The 17,435-nt window shown below is 54.4% G+C and carries 13 protein-coding genes; 7 read left to right on the top strand and 6 right to left on the bottom strand.

Going from position 1 to position 17,435, the window contains the following annotated elements; genetic code table 11:
- On the top strand, positions 1–326 hold a 326-nt coding region (locus tag ABNT34_RS03190), incomplete at its 5' end, for a hypothetical protein (RefSeq protein WP_348728759.1).
- A gap of 101 nt (positions 327–427) precedes the next feature.
- On the opposite strand, the gene ABNT34_RS03195 is transcribed toward ABNT34_RS03190, so the two are convergent.
- Positions 428–748 carry a hypothetical protein gene (locus tag ABNT34_RS03195; protein ID WP_348728760.1) on the bottom strand — a complete coding sequence of 107 codons (321 nt, stop codon included), beginning with the start codon at positions 746–748 and terminating at the stop codon, positions 428–430.
- Between the two features lie 228 nt (positions 749–976).
- On the bottom strand, positions 977–2,059 hold the full coding sequence (locus ABNT34_RS03200) for a serine hydrolase domain-containing protein (protein WP_348728761.1): 1,083 nt from the start codon (positions 2,057–2,059) through the stop codon (positions 977–979).
- A 279-nt stretch (positions 2,060–2,338) separates the two neighbouring features.
- Here ABNT34_RS03200 and ABNT34_RS03205 point away from each other — a divergent pair, with 279 nt between their 5' ends.
- Positions 2,339–3,325, top strand: a complete 987-nt coding sequence (locus tag ABNT34_RS03205) for an integron integrase (RefSeq protein WP_348728762.1) — start codon at positions 2,339–2,341, stop codon at positions 3,323–3,325.
- 156 nt (positions 3,326–3,481) lie between these two features.
- Here ABNT34_RS03205 and ABNT34_RS03210 read toward each other — a convergent pair whose 3' ends face one another.
- The 3 genes from ABNT34_RS03210 to ABNT34_RS03220 all read right to left on the bottom strand — a co-directional run bounded on the left by ABNT34_RS03210 (position 3,482) and on the right by ABNT34_RS03220 (position 8,100).
- Entirely contained in the window at positions 3,482–4,483 is a 1,002-nt protein-coding gene (locus ABNT34_RS03210) for a malonyl CoA-ACP transacylase (RefSeq protein WP_348728763.1), read from the bottom strand.
- On the bottom strand, positions 4,480–6,678 hold the full coding sequence (locus ABNT34_RS03215) for a thiamine pyrophosphate-dependent enzyme (RefSeq protein WP_348728764.1): 2,199 nt from the start codon (positions 6,676–6,678) through the stop codon (positions 4,480–4,482). Before ABNT34_RS03215 ends, ABNT34_RS03210 begins: the two co-directional genes overlap by 4 nt.
- A 246-nt stretch (positions 6,679–6,924) precedes the next feature.
- Positions 6,925–8,100 carry an acyl-CoA dehydrogenase gene (locus tag ABNT34_RS03220; protein WP_348728765.1) on the bottom strand — a complete coding sequence of 392 codons (1,176 nt, stop codon included), beginning with the start codon at positions 8,098–8,100 and terminating at the stop codon, positions 6,925–6,927.
- Between the two features lie 126 nt (positions 8,101–8,226).
- On the opposite strand from ABNT34_RS03220, the gene ABNT34_RS03225 reads away from it, so the two are divergent.
- Positions 8,227–9,063 (top strand): LysR family transcriptional regulator, encoded by an 837-nt coding sequence (locus ABNT34_RS03225; RefSeq protein ID WP_348728766.1) that lies wholly within the window; start codon positions 8,227–8,229, stop codon positions 9,061–9,063.
- A gap of 17 nt (positions 9,064–9,080) precedes the next feature.
- On the opposite strand, the gene ABNT34_RS03230 is transcribed toward ABNT34_RS03225, so the two are convergent.
- The gene (locus ABNT34_RS03230) at positions 9,081–10,538 is read right to left on the bottom strand and encodes a sugar porter family MFS transporter (protein WP_348728767.1); all 1,458 of its coding nucleotides are present in this window, start codon (positions 10,536–10,538) and stop codon (positions 9,081–9,083) included.
- 192 nt (positions 10,539–10,730) lie between these two features.
- Between ABNT34_RS03230 and ABNT34_RS03235 the strand changes: the two genes are divergently transcribed.
- The 4 genes from ABNT34_RS03235 to ABNT34_RS03250 all read left to right on the top strand — a co-directional run bounded on the left by ABNT34_RS03235 (position 10,731) and on the right by ABNT34_RS03250 (position 17,379).
- Complete coding sequence (locus ABNT34_RS03235) at positions 10,731–12,149, top strand: glycosyl hydrolase family 8 (protein ID WP_348728768.1); 1,419 nt, start codon at positions 10,731–10,733, stop codon at positions 12,147–12,149.
- A 103-nt stretch (positions 12,150–12,252) separates the two neighbouring features.
- Complete coding sequence (locus ABNT34_RS03240; RefSeq protein WP_348728769.1) at positions 12,253–13,731, top strand: MFS transporter; 1,479 nt, start codon at positions 12,253–12,255, stop codon at positions 13,729–13,731.
- Positions 13,732–13,748: 17 nt separating this feature from the next.
- Complete coding sequence (locus ABNT34_RS03245; protein ID WP_348728770.1) at positions 13,749–14,762, top strand: glycoside hydrolase family 43 protein; 1,014 nt, start codon at positions 13,749–13,751, stop codon at positions 14,760–14,762.
- Between the two features lie 79 nt (positions 14,763–14,841).
- The gene (locus ABNT34_RS03250) at positions 14,842–17,379 is read left to right on the top strand and encodes a glycoside hydrolase family 3 N-terminal domain-containing protein (RefSeq protein ID WP_348728771.1); all 2,538 of its coding nucleotides are present in this window, start codon (positions 14,842–14,844) and stop codon (positions 17,377–17,379) included.
- Positions 17,380–17,435 lie beyond the last annotated feature (56 nt).

Consider the following 17,435-nt stretch of genomic DNA (forward strand, 5'->3'; position numbering starts at 1 on the left):
CTAACGCTGAGCGCACGCGCGGCAACTGCATCGCAGTTGACGTCGCTGCGGCCGAAGGCCGCAAGTGCCGCGATTTGTTAGCCGAGAGCCCGGACAAGGGCAACGCAAAAAACCAAACAACGCCACACGTGCAAATTAAAAACTTACCCCGCAAACAGCTGACTTTTGCAGCTTGCTGCCATAAAACGCTGAGCGGAACCTGTAAACAATTGGTGAACACCAAACTACCAGAAGGGAAACGGAGAACGCAATTTCCGTTTGCACTTTACTCAAGCAACGAACTGCCCGAACAAAGCCACCTCCCTGGTGTTGGCTGCAAAACCTGACGAAAACTTTAAAGCCGATTTACGGCTAACTATTTGCTTTGTGGCGGACAACGCACCGCGTTGGACGTCCCAGCCCCGCAGGGGCGAGCAACAGCAACTTGTTATACAACTTTTGGTTGTTCATTGAGAGTGTTTTTAAAAGACACTTTGAGCGGTTGAAAGAATGAGTAAATCCATAACCCTGGAACAAGAAACAGCCATATCACGCAGGAGAATACAATCCCAAGTACTGGCCCCATGAAAATGCTGTAGAGAAGACCTTCGACACCAGTACGATAAACTCCATTCCATTGAACGGTCTCAGCTCCAAATATCGCTGCAATGCCACATAAAAGAGAAAAGATAGTTAACCCCACTGTAAAACCAATAAATAGAAGTTTGAAAAGTGATTTTTTAGATATTTTTTTGGCAATTACTTCCACGATACATATTCCCTGTTGTTGTATAACGCTCAAAGCAAGCGCGCGGTACGCGTCGCCTTGCCTTTGCTTGTTAGCAACCCACACCGAACTTGCGAGGCTTGCCGCACTGGCAAACCCGAACAACGGCACGCTGCATTTATTTAAAAACTACTCCGGCCAGCTGCGATACGGCGAGCCAGCCGGAACCTGAAAACTGTTTTAACGAAGCCAAGAAGAATAATGCGACAACTAATTCGGCAATATAATGGTCTGGACCGAACGGACAAGCGTGTGCGACCAGACTCCATCCTTATTACCATTGGTCAAATAGGCGACAATATAATGATCATCCAGATTGTCATCGAACAGGATACGCACCCTTACCTTGGTGCCACCATCATGACCAACTTCGTGCCAACGCCCCCACTTACCATAGTCCCAACCATTTGCAAAAAAACCAGTAGCACCATTTTTAAGTTTAAAGGGCTGCCATAGGCGAAGCAGTTCTGCTTTTGACACAACACGCCCATGCGCTACGGCGGACATAAATTTACCTAAATCATCCAGCGTCATGTACGTCCCTACATGTGCGATGCTGTAATCTGGCCATGAGATCGACAGATCAGGCACAACCTGGCCTGCTCCCGCCCGATAGCTTTTAACAAGCCGTGTCTCAGGCACATCAGCAAGATTGAGCCACGTCTCTTGAAGGTTAAGCGGTTCAATGATTTTCTGGCGTAACAGCTCGCGGTAAGGCGTATGTGTTATGGCCTCAAGTACAGCAGCAATCACCAGATTGTTGGTGTTGGTATAGCTTGTGCGCTCACCCGGCGAAAATGCAAGCGGAACGTTGTGTAACTTTGCAAATACAGAATCCACGCTGGCTGGGAACGGGCACGAGAAATCATTGCTGTCAAAATACTCAGGAATGCCCGAAGCATGATTTAGAAACTGCTCGATACGTATACCACGCCAAGAAAGCGGAAGATTGTCGACATAAAGTGAAGCAGGCGCAGAAAAATCAAGTTTTCCCTCTTCCTGTAACTTCATAGCGAGCGTGATATTGAATAGTTTAGTGATGGAGTAGACCGGAAAGACCGTCTTCGGCGTTACCAGCGCACCATCGTCGACCGCTTTGGTACCAATGGCATTGCGATACAAAATCTCGCCGTTGTGAAGTACAAGCACGGCCTGGCTGGGAATCCCATGCTTTTGTGCATTTTCAAACAGTTGAGCATCAATAGCAGCACTATAATCGATAGTTGACGGCTGAGTGCATGCAGTACAAAGAGTCAACAAATAAGGTGAAACAAGCATACTGAATTTAGTCATTTAACATCCATATCAAAAGAGTACATCGTTATTGCACCGACCTAGGTTTTGCAAGCTAACAATTTCATCAAAAGGAAAAACCACGCTTTTAAGCAGGGGTAACCCTTTTGAGTTATTTAACATCCTGCAACGCTACCGTAAAAATTCATCAATCTCAAGCCTTTGGCTACTCGGGCTTTGTGATGGGCTGCGCAAAGCGGGGATAAACCCGCCAAGCTATTTGATAACATAGTTTTTACATTCTACAGTCTTGTTTTGACCCAACGACAAGGATCTGTCATGGCATCGATGTTTTTAACTCAAGTCCGCGACTACATGATGGCGCGGCGCTACGCCAAACGCACCATCGACACCTATCTGCATTGGATTAAGTTTTTTATCCTGTTTCACAAAAAACGGCATCCGGCGCAGTTGGCTGAACCGGAAGTGGAGGCATTTTTAACCTGGCTGGCAGTTGAGCGGCATGTCGCTTTTAAAACGCAGGCCACTGCGTTAAACGCCCTCGCCTTTTTGTATCGCCATATCGTGCAGCGCCCCTTGTCGTTGCAGCTCAATTTTAATCCCGCCAAAACACCGCAGAAATTGCCTGTGGTACTGACCCGTGCCGAAGTTGCCGCTTTGTTGCGCTGGATAGAGCCTAAATACAAATTGTTAGCCCAATTGATGTACGGCAGTGGTCTGCGCTTGATGGAAGCGGTGCGGCTGCGCGTTAAAGATATCGATTTTGATTATTTGTCGGTGATGGTGTGGCAGGGTAAAGGCAATAAAAACCGGCGGGTCACGCTGGCGCTGGAGTTAACCCCCAGCTTGAAACAGCAAATCACGGCAGTGCAGTTATTCTGGCAGGCCGATTTACAGAACCCGGTCTATGCCGGGGTATGGTTGCCTTTTGCGCTCGCGATCAAATATCCCGCCGCGCCAAAAGAGCTCAACTGGCACTACCTATTTCCGTCTGGGCAACTGAGCAAAGATCCGCAAGCAGGCTGTATCCGCCGGCATCATCTCGACGAATCCTGCGTACGGCAAGCCATCAAAATTGCCGCGAAAAAAGCCGGGATTGGCAAAAACGTCACCTGCCATACATTACGTCACTCATTCGCTACACACCTATTAGAATCCGGCGCCGATATTCGCACCGTGCAGGAACAGCTCGGTCATAGCGACGTAAAAACCACGCAGATTTATACCCATGTATTAAGCCGCGGCGGGAATGCAGTAAAAAGCCCGTTGAGTTTGTTGTTGCATGGGGATGGGGGTTCGGTTTGATTTGGATGGGTAGGCACGATCATATGACCACCTGGCTACCCACCGCGGATGGCGTGTGGCGTATGGCGCAGTAATAGCAAAATGTACGGCGGCGCTTCGCTCGCCGATACCTACGCGCTACCTACGGTCAGCTCAAGACCGCAGGTACGCGCCTCACTACAACTGCAGTAAAAACGGCGAAGCGCTCTCTTGCAGTGCCACAAAGTCGGCTTTGCTGCTCAAACCATGCCAATTAATTTCAATCAGACTTTGCGCCACGGCGCCGCCAAGTGCAGTGCCGGGGCCGAGCAGAATCAGCTGGTCCGGCGCGAATTCGCGCACCGCCACTTGCACTGCGGTTTTAAAGTCGTAATCGCTGCTGACCTGGCTTTGGAAGGTGTAATAGCGCAGCAGCTCCGGGTTCACTGGTAAATCCGGCCAGATATGGCCTTGCCCGTCAATCAGCGGCAGTTTCGGCTGATTAAAATACTCAGCGGAAAACCGCGCTAACGCTTGATCAGACGCGTCCTGCATCAGCGGGCTGTGAAAGGCGCTGTGGCCGGCCAGTTGCATCGGGAAGCGCTCGTCGACCGGCGGTAACTGCGCTAAGGCCTGTTTCACCGCTGGTGTGGTGCCCGACAGCACTGCATAACCGCCGTACTGAATCGAGCGGTACATGCCGGGTATTTGTAGCGCTGCCGCCACTGCAGCTAAGCGCGTCGCATCCGGTTGCCAATGTTCGTTTAACACCGGGTAAATCAACTGGCCGCCGGTATCGCCGTTAATACCTTTGCAGTTGGCGGTCAGGCCCGCCATCGCCGACATCATCTCCGTGCCGCTGTCGACATCCCACACACCAGCACAGCTTAACGCCGTGTACCAGCCCATCGAATTACCGGTGACGGCCACCACTTCGTACTCGTCCGGGTTGATGGCGTTAAACTGACAAAGCCCAGTGGCATAAATCAGTGCAGCGTTATTGACCGGTAACTGATGGCGCGCTGGCAAGTATTTGTCGGCGCTGTCGAGCGCGGACACAGTTTCCAGACCCAGTTGCGCCCGCACCCGGTCGATTTGATTTAATAACGTGCTGTCGTAAAACGGCTTTAAACAACCAAATTCATTTTTCTGATAAGTGCCCCGGCCCGGGCAAATCACTACGGCAGTTTTTTTGCTCATTTTTCTGCTCCATGCAACATCAATGCTGCCTCAACAATGGCGCCTTTTGACGGCAACACGTGATAAGCCGCGGCGCCAAGCGGGATAAAACTGTCTTCGGCGCAAAGCCGGCTGATGTGATAGTGGTTTGGCTTGAGCTCGTGCAGCGCGGTAAATAACTCTTCGCTGAGGCTGCCGCGTTTGCGGCATTCATCGACTATCAGCACTTTGCGGCAATCGCCAATCGCAGCGGCGATTTTGTCGGCGTGCAGCGGCACTAAATAACGGATATCCAGCACTCGGGCGCGAATGCCCTGTGCCGCCAGTTCCTGTTGTGCCTGGCGCGACAGATAAAAGCCGTTGGCGTAGCTGACTATCACTAAATCGGCTGCTGCAGTCGCATCCGCTTCCACCACAGCCGGCATACCAAACTCCGGCAACGCCGCATCTGGCGCTGGCAATTCAAAGGTCCAGCCGTTATCGCCGGGTGCATGTAAATCGCGGGTCATATACAGCGCAATCGGCTCTAAAAACACGATTAAACGGTTGTCGCGATACGCCAGCTCAACTGCCTGACGCAGCAATAACGCCGCATCTGCCCCATTCGACGGGCAAATCAGCAGCAGGCCCGGAATGTCGCGGAACACGGCAAAACTGTTGTCGTTGTGGAAATGGCCGCCAAAACCGCGCTGATAAGCCAGGCCGGCGATACGCACCACCATCGGGTTTTGATACTGGCCATTGGAGAAAAACGGCAGCGTCGCCGCTTCACCACGGATTTGGTCTTCGGCGTTATGCACATAAGCCAGGAACTGAATTTCCGGCATCGCCAATAAACCCTGCTGCGCCGCACCAATACCCAGGCCCAAAATACTTTGTTCATCTAGCAGCGTATTAATGACACGGTTCGGGCCATATTGCTGCACCAGCTGCTGCGTCACGCCATAGACACCGCCTTTTTTACCGACGTCTTCGCCCATCATCACAGCCGTTGGGTAGCGGGCGAAAATCTCGTGCAGCGTCCAGTTAATCAGCTTCGCCATATGCTGCGGCTTGCCGAGGTTATGTTTGTCAAAGCCAAGAGCCGCAGTTCGGTCTGCCAAAGGCAGCGCTGGTTTGCCGCTTGGTGGCGGCACTATGGATTTCATCACCGAAGCCGCATCTGGCAGCTTCGGCCTTTGCGTCGCTTCAAACGCGACGCGGGCAATTTGCTGGTCCAGATGTTCAATCTGCGCCGCCAGCTGCGCTGCGGTTTCGACATTGCGACTTAACAGCAGCGCCGTGGCATACAGCAGCGGGTCTTGCTCCAGTTCGCCTTCGATTTGTTCTTTTTTCCGATACGCCACTTCAGCGTCGGCACCAGCATGGCCAAACAGCCGGTAAGTTTTTAAATGCAGCAGCGCCGGTTTGCGTTTGCTGCGGACAAACTCGACCGCCGCCTGCGCCGCGCTGTACACGTCGCCTAAATCACGGGAATCGGCGGTAAAAGTCTGCATATGCGGCGACAAACTATGCGCTATCCAGCCGCACGGCGTCGGCGTCGAAATACCTAAGCCATTGTCTTCACACAAAAACAGCACCGGCACCGGCACATGTTGGTAATCCGCCCAGCAAGCGGCGTTAATGGCGCCCTGCGCGGTGGAATGATTCGCCGAGGCATCGCCAAAACTACAAACCGCAATAGCGCCATGCGGCCAGTTGCCGTCGATGCCAAGCCGTTCAGATAAATCGATAGCAAAACCAGTGGCGACGGCTTTAGGTAAATGTGAGGCAATAGTTGAAGTTTGTGGCGGCACGCAGAGCGGCAAACTGCCCAATACCTTATGGCGACCGCCGGAGATCGGGTCTTCGCTCGACGCGGCAAAGCTCAGCAGCATGTCATACAGCGGTGTGCTGCCGTTTAACTGCTTGCTGCGCTCGACAAAAAAGGCGCCGCTGCGATAGTGCAAAAACGCCGGATCGGTGCGGTTTAACACATGCGCCACCACCGCATTGGCTTCGTGGCCGCTACTGCCGATGGTGTAAAAACTCTGGCCTTTGGCCTGCAGCAGCCGCGAGCGTAAATCCAGCAGCCGGCTTTGTAACATCGACTGAAAAATTTGCGCCAGCACGGGCGTTGGCAGATGGTCAGCGCCGGAGACAGGGGTTGGCAGGCGGCCATCACGCACGCGCTGGATGTAGCTTAAAGCCCATGGATGGAATTCTTGCTGGCTCATCGGAAGTCCTTGGTTTTATTGTTTTAGTTGCCAAAGCAATCACTGGGAGCCAAGCCCGGAGCAAAGCGGTGGCGGGTTTGTAACGCAGACACGCCGTGAACCCATCCATGGGGGCTCCTCTGCGGCTTCCCTGCCGCAGAGGGTCTGCTTTTACAAATCCCGCACCGCTCTGTGGTCGCGTTATCTTCGTTGAGATTATCCAAACAGCGATTTCACAGCTCACCAGTCTCTCAAAATCAAAAAAGATCAGAAAAACGCCTGCAACCCGGTAATAGCACGCCCCAAAATCAGCGCGTGCACATCATGCGTGCCTTCATAGGTGTTGACCGCTTCGAGGTTCATCACGTGGCGGATGACATGGTATTCGTCGGCGATGCCGTTGCCGCCATGCATATCGCGGGCGATGCGCGCGATTTCCAGCGCTTTGCCGCAGGAATTGCGTTTAATCATGCTGATGGTTTCAACCGGCAGCTGACCGGCGTCCATCAGGCGGCCGGCTTGCAGACAGCCGAGCAGGCCTAAGTTGATATCGGTTTGCATATCGGCCAGCTTTTTCTGAATGAGCTGGGTTTGCGCTAAAGGCCGGCCGAATTGTTGCCGGTCCAGCGTGTATTGGCGGGCGGCGTGGAAGCAGAATTCGGCGGCGCCCAGTGCGCCCCAGGCGATGCCGTAACGGGCTTTGTTCAGGCAACCAAAGGGGCCGGATAAACCGCTGGCGTTGGGTAGTAACTGTTCTTCCGGCACAAAAACTTCGTCCATGACGATTTCGCCGGTGATGGACGCACGTAAGGAGAACTTGCCCTCAATTTTCGGTGCGCTGAGGCCTTTCCAGCCTTTTTCTAAGATAAAACCACGAATGACGCCGTCTAACTTGGCCCAGACCACAAACACATCAGCGACCGGGCTGTTGGTGATCCACATTTTGCTGCCGGAAAGAGAATAACCGCCGTCGACTTTTTTCGCCGTCGTGCGCATGCTGGCCGGGTCTGAACCGGCGTCTGGTTCGGTGAGGCCAAAGCAGCCAATCCATTCACCGGTGGCGAGTTTCGGCAGATATTTCATCCGCTGCGCTTCACTGCCGTAGGCGTGAATTGGATGCATAACCAAACTCGATTGCACCGACATCGCGCTGCGATAGCCGCTGTCGACCCGCTCCACTTCGCGCGCGACCAGACCATAACTGACGTAATTAACGCCGGCACAGCCGTATTTTTCTGGCAGCGTCGCGCCCAATAAACCAAGTTCCCCCAGTTCGCGCATGATCTCGACATCAAAGTGTTCATGGCGGTTGGCCAACAGCACCCGGCTCATCAGCCGGTCCTGACAATAATCATGGGCGGCTTGTTGGATCATCCGTTCTTCGTCGGTTAACAAAGCCTGGAAAGAAAACGGGTCTTGCCAGTTAAATGCGGTTTTGCTCATCAGAAAGGCTCCGGTACGGGCGTTGGGCTGATATTTTCAGCCGCGCTAAGATGTTGATTGCCATCTTATTGACGGCGGGTTTAAAGTTAAATCATATAGAAACTGTCACACCTATAGGAATTCCCTATGGACACACGTCAGCTGGCTTATTTTGTCGCGGTTTATGAGCAGCGTAGCATCAGTGCGGCGGCGCGCCAGCTGGATATCGCCCAGCCGTCAGTGTCCAGTGCGTTGCAGCAGCTGGAACAGCAACTCGGCACTTTGTTGTTTATCCGTCTGCCTAAAGGGGTACAACCGACGGAGGATGCCGAACGCTTGTATGTGCAAGCTTGTCAGTTGCTGAGTCAAATGCAGGCGCTGCAGGCGTCTTTTAACAAACCGGCGAAGCGGCTGTTGTTTCGGCTGGGATTAGTCAAAGCACTGGGTGTCGAGCGGATGAGCCAGCTGCTGAAAGAATTTAACAGCCAGCTGCCAGGGCTGGAGCTACATCTGGTCGAGCCGGACGAGCCTTGTGATGCGCGCATTATTAATATCCGCCAGCTCAAAGCCGGCGAGTTGTATCAGCCACTTTGGACCGACTCTTATGTGCTGGCGCTGCCGGCGCAGCACCCGTTATGCACGCAAGCCGAGATCCAGCTCGCTGATTTTAAAAAGTTACCGCTGATTAAACGCACGCCGTGCGAAGCCTGGGACCAGGTCGCGCTCGCACTCAGTAAAGCCAATATCAAACCGCAAATTCGCGCCAATATTCACACCATCGAATACGCCATCGGCCTGGTCGGTGCCGGTATCGGCTGTGCGCTGCTGCCAGATTTTGAGATGCAGAAATTCCGCCCCGACCTGCAATACCGCGCCATCCAGGGCCCGCTACTTACCCGTGAACTGGTGCTGGCTTTTGATAAAAACCAGCAACATCAGATTGCGGTGAAGCTGTTGTGTGAGATTGCTTCTCGTAGCAGCTAGGAGCTGGCCGTGCAGGCTTACTCCATCTCTTCCAGCTCTTTACCTTTGGTTTCATGCACCAGTTTCAGCACAAAAAACACCGACAGCAGCGCGCCCAGTGCATACAAACCATAAGCACCGGCCAGACCAATACCGGTCAAAAGCAGCGGGAAAGTCATCGTGATCAGGAAGTTACACAGCCACTGCGCCAAACCACTGACGGCAAGGCCCACGCCGCGGATTTGGTTCGGAAACATCTCACCGAGCATCACCCACATCACCGGGCCCCAGGACAGGTTAAAGAAAAACACATAGGCATTGGCACTGACCAGCGCCAGCGTGCCATAGTCGCCGAGCAGCAGGTTGCCGGCGGCATCCTGATCGGCATTGGCAAAGGCATAGACCACCAGTGCCAGCGTCAGCGTCATGCCAACTGAACCCCATAATAACAGCGGCTTGCGGCCAATGCGGTCAATCACTAACAGCGTCAGCACACAAGCCGCGATACTGATGCCGCCGCTGATGACGTTAATCAACAGCGCGTCAGATTCGGAAAATCCGACCGCCTGCCACAGCACGGCGCCGTAATAAAACACCACGTTAATGCCAACTAACTGCTGAAAACTGGCAAGGCCAATGCCGACCCAGACCAGTTTGCGTAATTTGCCGGTCACCGGGTCGAGTAAATCGCTGAGGCGCGGCGCATGGTCGGCTTGCAGCGATTGACGAATTTCCGCCACTTTGCGCTGCGCCGCCGCCTGACCATACAGCCGCTGCAGCACCTCAGCGCCGGCTTGGTCGCGGCCTTTTAACAGCAGAAAACGCGGGCTCTCCGGGATAAACAGCAACATCAGCAAAAACAGCACAGCGGGCAGCAGTTCCATCCAGAACATCCAGCGCCAGGCGTCTATGCCAAGCCACAGCGGTTCAGTCGATGCACCGGCAAATTCGGCTAACAGGTAATTGCTGACAAAAGCCATAAACAGGCCAAGAATGATGGCGATTTGCTGCAAAGTGGTGAGCATGCCGCGATAACGTGCCGGAGCTACTTCGGCAATATAAGCTGGTGTGATCACCGACGCTGCGCCGACGGCAAAACCGCCCAGCACCCGGTAAATGACAAATTCCAGCGAACCGTCGGCAATGCCGGAGCCCCAGGCGCTGACGATAAAAAACACCGCCGACCATAATAAAATCACTTTGCGACCATAAATATCCGCCAGCCGGCCGGCGAAATAAGCGCCCACGGCGCAGCCCAGCAACATGCTGGCGACATTAAAACCGGTGCCGACGCTTTTTGACTGAAAAGCCTGCTGCAGGCCATCCACAGTGCCGTTGATGACGCCGCTGTCAAAACCAAATAAAAAGCCGCCGATGGTCGCGACCAGACTGATAAATAAAATTAAAGCGCCATTCTCTACCAAAGAATCTGCGACCGAAGCATCGTCTGCTGCCGCCGCGACTGGCGGTCGTTGTGCTGTTGTTGCCACTTCCACTTGATGTCCCCTTGTCTGATGTTGTTTTTGTTGTGCTGAAATTTTGTGCTGCAGCCAGCATAAGGCGTCTGTTTGCTGAACACAGCGGCATTGTGAAAAAAGATAATTCTGTCAAAACATTCCGTTAGACCGGACTCGAAGTGGTTCTTGTAAGGTAAAGCGGTCGATTCATTTTCCGCAGATCCGGACCCGATGCCAGCACACCATTTTTCAAATCACCGCCTCGCAGCCACTCTGGCCCTGTTGTTATGGCTGGCGGCTTGTGGTGCCGCCACAGCACCAGTTCCGCCGGCCAAGGCTGTGGCTCCAGCCGCAAACCAGGCTGCCAGCGCGCTGACGGGGCAATACCCGGATTTCTTTCAGGCGCAGGGGCAAGCGGCACAGGCGGTTCGGACCAAACTTGAACAAGCATTTATGCAGCTGTTTCATGGCGACCCGGCGACTCAGGCGCTGTATTTTGCCGATGGCCAGAATAGCCATGGCACCAAGGCGTACATTCTGGATGTGAACAACAACGATGTGCGCTCTGAAGGTATGTCGTACGGCATGATGATTGCGGTGCAGCTGAATAAAAAAGCCGAGTTTGATGCGCTGTGGAACTGGGCTTACAGCCAGATGTATCACACCGACCCGACGCATCCGGCTTATGGTTATTTTGCCTGGTCAGTCAGTACTCAAGGGGTCGCCAACGATGAAATGCCGGCACCGGATGGTGAGGAATATTTTGCCACCGCGCTGTATTTTGCTGCCACGCGCTGGGGCGATGGCAGCGGCATTTATCAATACAAAGCCAAAGCGGATGAGCTGCTGACACAGATGCGCCACCGCCAGATCATCAAAAGAACCACGGAGCGTGGCGAACAAGCCGCCACTGCGCTATTTCATCCGGATTATGCCATGGTGCGGTTTACGCCGGATCTGGCGCATGCCGACCACACTGACGCTTCCTATCATGTACCGGCTTTTTATGAAGTCTGGGCCCGGCTTGGGCCTGAAGCCGACCGCGCGTTCTGGCGAACAGCCGCCGGCGCCAGCCGGGCTTATTTCAGCAAAGCGGCGCATCCTAAAACGGGCCTCACGCCAGAATACGGCAATTTTGACGGCTCGCCCTGGGCCGCGCCGTGGCGGCCGGATTCGGTTGATTTTCGTTTTGATGCCTGGCGCAGTGCGATGAACTGGTCGGTCGACTGGCACTGGTGGCGGCAGAATCCGGACGCTGTGGGGTTAAGCAGCAGATTGCAGGACTTTTTCTTCCGGGCAGGCCTTGGCAGTTATGGCAGCCAATACAGCCTCGATGGCAAAAACCTTGATGCTGCGAAAGCTGCTGGACCAACTGCCGGCCCAACTGCAGGCCCAACCGCCGGCTTAGTCGCGATGAATGCAGTGGCCAGTCTGGCGTCCAATCACCCGCAATCAGGGCAATTTGTCGAGGCCTTGTGGCAACAACCAATCCCAACCGGGCGCTACCGTTATTACGACGGCATGTTGTATCTGTTGGGGCTGTTACATGTCAGCGGCGAATTTAAGGCCTGGCTGGCCCCACAAGCGAAAGCACCACAAATCACAGCGCCACAGGCTGTTGCGGATGTTTTAACCGACAAATCGCAGTAATAGATTGAATAAAAACAGAAAAAACCGGTACAACTAACAGAATAACAGGCGCTGGCATCCGGCACAGCGCCGGCTGCAAACTTCAAATAACAGGCAACAGACGATGCAAACTGCAGGACAAAATTTAAGCGTGACCGAAAAAATCGGTTATAGCCTCGGCGATTTGGCCGCCAATCTGATTTTTCAGACCTTGATGACATTTCTCGCCTTTTTCTACACCGATGTCTACCAAATCCCGCCTGCTGCTGCGGCCACTATTATTTTCACCGGCGGTTTAATCGGCGCCTGTTTTAACCCAATCATGGGCATCATCGCCGACCGCACTCAAACGCGCTGGGGCAAATTCCGGCCGTGGATTTTGTGGACAGCCATCCCTTTTGGGGTGATTGCGCTCGCCGCTTTCAGCACGCCGGCTTTTAGCCCGGAGGGCAAAATCGCTTATGCCTTCGCGACTTATGTCTTATTGGTGCTGGTGTATTCCGCCAATAACCTGCCCTACTCAGCCTTAAGTGGCGTGCTGACCGGTAATATGGCCGACCGCAATAGTTTGTCGGCGTACCGTTTTGTCGCGGTGATGGTGGCGCAGTTTATTATTCAGGCGCTGTTGCTGCCCTTAGTGCTGATTTTGGGCGACGGTGATAAAGCGGTGGGTTTTGAAAACACCATGACGCTGTTTGCCTGCGCCGGCATCGTGTTTTTCCTGATTACTTTTATCACCACCCGCGAGCGGGTGCTGACCATCGCTGCGCAGTCGTCCAGTATCCGCCAGGACATCAGCGACCTTTTACATAACAAACCCTGGCTCATTATGCTGATTTTAACGGTGCTGGTGTTTATCACGCTGGCACTTAAAGGCGGCATGTACATTTTCTATTTTGAGAATTATCTGGATGAAACCCAGGTTGCCACTTTCCTGCAGGACATTGGTTTTAATGGTTTTATTGCCGGGTTAAATGCCGTGCTGGCAAGCTTGGGTTTAACCGAATTTTTATGGCCGAAAGATGCTGCGACTTCAGGTTTTAGCCTGTTTAACGCCGGCGGCATTATCTGCATGATTGCCGGCATCGGCTTTTCCAAACCGCTGGCCGACCGCTTTGGCAAACGTGATGTGTTTGCGCTGGCGCTGTTTATTTCCACGCTGTTTATTCTGGCTTTTTATCTGTTTCCGGCTGACGCCATCGGCCTGGTGTTTTTGTCGCAAATTCTGCATGGCTTTTTCTACGGCATCACCATTCCGCTGCTGTGGGCGATGATCGCGGACGTGGCGGATTATTCGGAGTGGAAAAACCACCGCCGCGCCACCGCCATTATTTTTTCCGCGATGATTTTTGGCCTGAAACTCGGCCTGTCGATTGGCGGCGCCCTGGTCGCCGGCATTCTGGCCCATGTCGGTTATGACGCCAGTCTCGCCACTCAAAGTGCCGCCACCATCGACGGCATCAAATTATCGGTCAGCCTTTATGCCGCGCTGCCATTTTTACTCGGCGTTGGCATTGTCTGCCTGTACGAAATCAATAAACACAAAGAAAACCAGATTGAGCAGGAGCTAAGCGCCCGGCGCGCCGCGGCTGCCACTGAATAACCAAGAGAGTGACTGAGATGTCTGAATACAGCGCTGAACAGCTGAATAAACTCAAGCAACAAGCCATTTCAACCGATTTGGTTGAGCATATTTACACCGCAGATCCATCGGCCCATGTGTTTGACGGCCGCATTTATATTTATCCATCGCATGACATCGACGCCGGCATTCCGTTTAACGACAACGGCGATCACTTTGGCATGGAGGACTACCATGTGCTGTCGCTGGCAGGTCCGGGCGAACCAGTCACCGACCATGGCGTGGCGCTGCATGTCAAAGACGTGCCCTGGGCACAGCGGCAAATGTGGGCGCCGGATGCGGCCTGCAAAGATGGCCGTTATTACCTGTATTTCCCGGCGAAAAAAGCCGACGGTAGCTTCCAGATAGGCGTGGCAGTCGGCGACAACCCGGCCGGCCCATTCAAGCCACAACCTGAACCTATTGCTGGCAGTTATTCGATTGACCCGGCGGTATTTGCCGACGATGACGGTGCATATTATCTGTATTTTGGCGGCATCTGGGGCGGGCAACTGCAGCAGTACCGCAACAACCAATGGCAGGCCGACCATCAGGAGCCTGCCGCAGCTGAGCCGGCATTAGGCCCCCGCGTGGCACGGCTTCGCGCTGATTTACTCGAATTTGCCGAAGCGCCGCGTGAAGTGCTGATTGTCGATGAAAACGGCCAGCCGCTGCTCGCCGGTGATACCAACCGGCGCTTTTTCGAAGCGTCCTGGCTGCACAAATATCAGGGCAAATACTACTTCTCATATTCAACCGGTGACACCCATTTGCTGTGTTACGCCACCGGTGATAATCCGTACGGGCCTTTTACCTACCAGGGCCACATTCTCGAACCTGTGGTCGGCTGGACCACCCATCATTCGATCGCCGAGTTCGAAGGCAAATGGTTTCTGTTTTACCACGACTCAATTTTGTCCGGCGGTGTGACGCACCTGCGCAGTATCAAAATGGCCGAACTGCACTATGACGCTGACGGCCGTATTGTGCCGTTAAAGCCCTATCGTGCATAAAGAGTCGCGCTTGAAAAGTCGCGAATAACGCGCCGGCAATAAAGCGTGGCGAAAACTAACCACAAATCAGGGAGTTGTGATGCGTAAATCTATGCTCAGTGCCGTGTCGGCTGCGTCCATTACCATGCTCAGCAGTGCTGTGGCGGCGCCGATGTTGCCTTATCAGGACCCGGCGCGCTCTGTTGCCGAGCGCACTGAGGATTTACTGCAGCGTATGACGCTGGAAGAGAAACTCGTCCAGCTGCAAAGCCTTTGGCACCAGCGCCGGCAGATGGAAGATGCACAGCTGCAGTTTGTGCCGGCCAAAGCCGCACAGCTGATGCCGCATGGCATCGGCCATATCGCCCGGCCCAGTGAATTTAAAACGCCCAGGCAAACTGCTGAATTTAACAATGCAGCGCAGCGCTGGCTGCGTGAGCACACCCGACTCGGCATTCCGGCGCTGATGCACGAAGAAGCGCTGCATGGTTATGTTGCCTTTGATGCCACCAGTTTCCCACAGGCCATGGCGCTTGCCAGCAGCTGGTCACCAGAAGATATGCAGGCGATGGCCGCTGTCGCGGCGCGGGAAATGCGCGTCACCGGCGCGCACTGGGCTTTGTCGCCGGTACTGGATATCGGCCGCGACCCGCGTTGGGGCCGGATAGAAGAAACGCTCGGCGAAGACCCTTATCTGGTGTCGGCTTTGGGTGTCGCGGCTGTACGCGGCCTGCAGGGCGACAGCGGCTCGACGGGTATGTTTGCCAAAGATAAAGTCGTCGCCACGCTGAAACACCTGACCGGCCATGGTCAGCCACAAGCCGGCGTCAACACAGCGCCGGCGCATATCGCACCGCGTGAGCTGGCCGAAGTGTTTTTAACGCCCTTCGAGGCAGCGATTAAACTGGCCCATGCCGCCAGTGTGATGCCGTCTTACAACGAGGTCGACGGCCTGCCATCGCATATCAATCAACAGTTATTGCAGGAAGTGGTGCGCCAGCAATGGGGTTTTCAGGGCGCCGTCGTCAGTGACTATTTTGCCATTCAGGAACTGCGCAGCCGCCATCAGTTGTTTGAAGGTGACGCTGAGGCTGCGCGCGCTGCACTGCTTGCTGGTGTCGATATGGAAACGCCAGATCCAAAAACCTATCCACTGTTAGCAGAGCAGGTGAAAAGCGGCGCGTTAGATCTTGCCGTGATCGATGGCGCGGTGCGGCGTATTCTGACGCTGAAATTCCGCTTAGGATTATTCGAACAGACACAAGTTGATGCAGCTTATGCCGACGCGGCGCTGGGTAACGCCAAGTCGCGCGCGCTGGCGCTGCAACTGGCGGAAAAATCCATAGTTTTGCTGAAAAACGACAGTGTTTCTGCTATGGGTGGCCACAAAATACTGCCACTGGACGCCAGCAAAATTCAGCATCTGGCAGTGATAGGCCCGCATGCTGATGAAACGCTGTTAGGCGGCTACAGCAGTATTCCGCGTCAGACTGTCACTGTGCTGCAAGGCCTGCAGCAGAAACTAAAAGGCAAAGCCAAAGTCAGTTTTGCCCGCGGTGCGCAGATCAGCACCAACAACTTTCTGCAAAGCAAAACTACTGCGACTGCTGACAGTACTGACACCTCCAGCACCAACGCCTTAGCCACCGCAGCTGCGCTGGCGCTGCAACAGCGCAGCCAGAACGCCGGCACTTATTCAATGCTGCGCTGGAACCATGATGACACTGTCGCAGCAGACCCTGAGGATAACGCCCGGCTGCGCGCCGAAGCGGTCGCTTTGGCCAAAACCGCCGACGCTATAGTGCTGGTTTTGGGTGAAAACGAAGGTCTGGCCCGCGAAGCCTGGGCCGACAAACATTTGGGCGATCGCACCACGCTGGAACTAAGCGCCGATCAGCAATTGCTGGCCACGCAAGTGCTGGCCGCTGCCGGTAACAAGCCTGTGGTGCTGGTGCTCAGCAACGGCCGGCCGCTGGCACTTGGCAAGCTTGCGACAACCATGCCGGCCATTGTCGAAGCCTGGTATCTGGGCCAGGAAACCGGCACTGCAGTGGCAAATGTGCTGTTTGGTGATGTCAACCCTTCCGGCAAACTGCCTATCACTTTCCCGCGCAGCGCCGGCCATATTCCGCAGTTTTACAATCACAAAGCATCAAGCAGCCGCGGTTATCTGCACGACGACATCCGCCCGCTTTATCCCTTTGGCCATGGCCTGAGTTACACCGAATTCAGCTACAGCGACCTGAAAATCGACACCCCGCAGCTGCGCGCCGGCGGCGAAGCCCAAATTCGCCTGCGCATTAAAAACAGCGGAAAGCGTGCCGGCACTGAAGTGGTGCAGCTGTATGTGCAGGACCCGGTGGCGAGCGTCACCCGGCCGGTGCAACAACTGGCTGGCTTTGCCCGCGTCAGTTTAGCGCCGGGCCAAAGCGCACAGCTTCAGTTTCAGCTGCCGGTCAATCAGCTGGCATTCCTCGACAGCCGGATGCGTTGGGTGGTGGAACCCGGTGAAATTCGCCTGCTGCTTGGCAGCTCATCGGCCGATATCCGCCTGCGCGGTAGCTTTCAGATCGAAGGCGATGTCACCGATATCGGCGACGGTCGCGTCTTACAAAGCCGCGCTGTAGTGATTGACTAATCAACAGCAATGAACACTAACGATCAGACGGAAAGCCAGTCGGCTCCGGGAGAACC

The sequence above is a fragment of the Rheinheimera texasensis genome (assembly GCF_964031785.1).
GTDB lineage: Bacteria > Pseudomonadota > Gammaproteobacteria > Enterobacterales > Alteromonadaceae > Pararheinheimera > Pararheinheimera texasensis_A.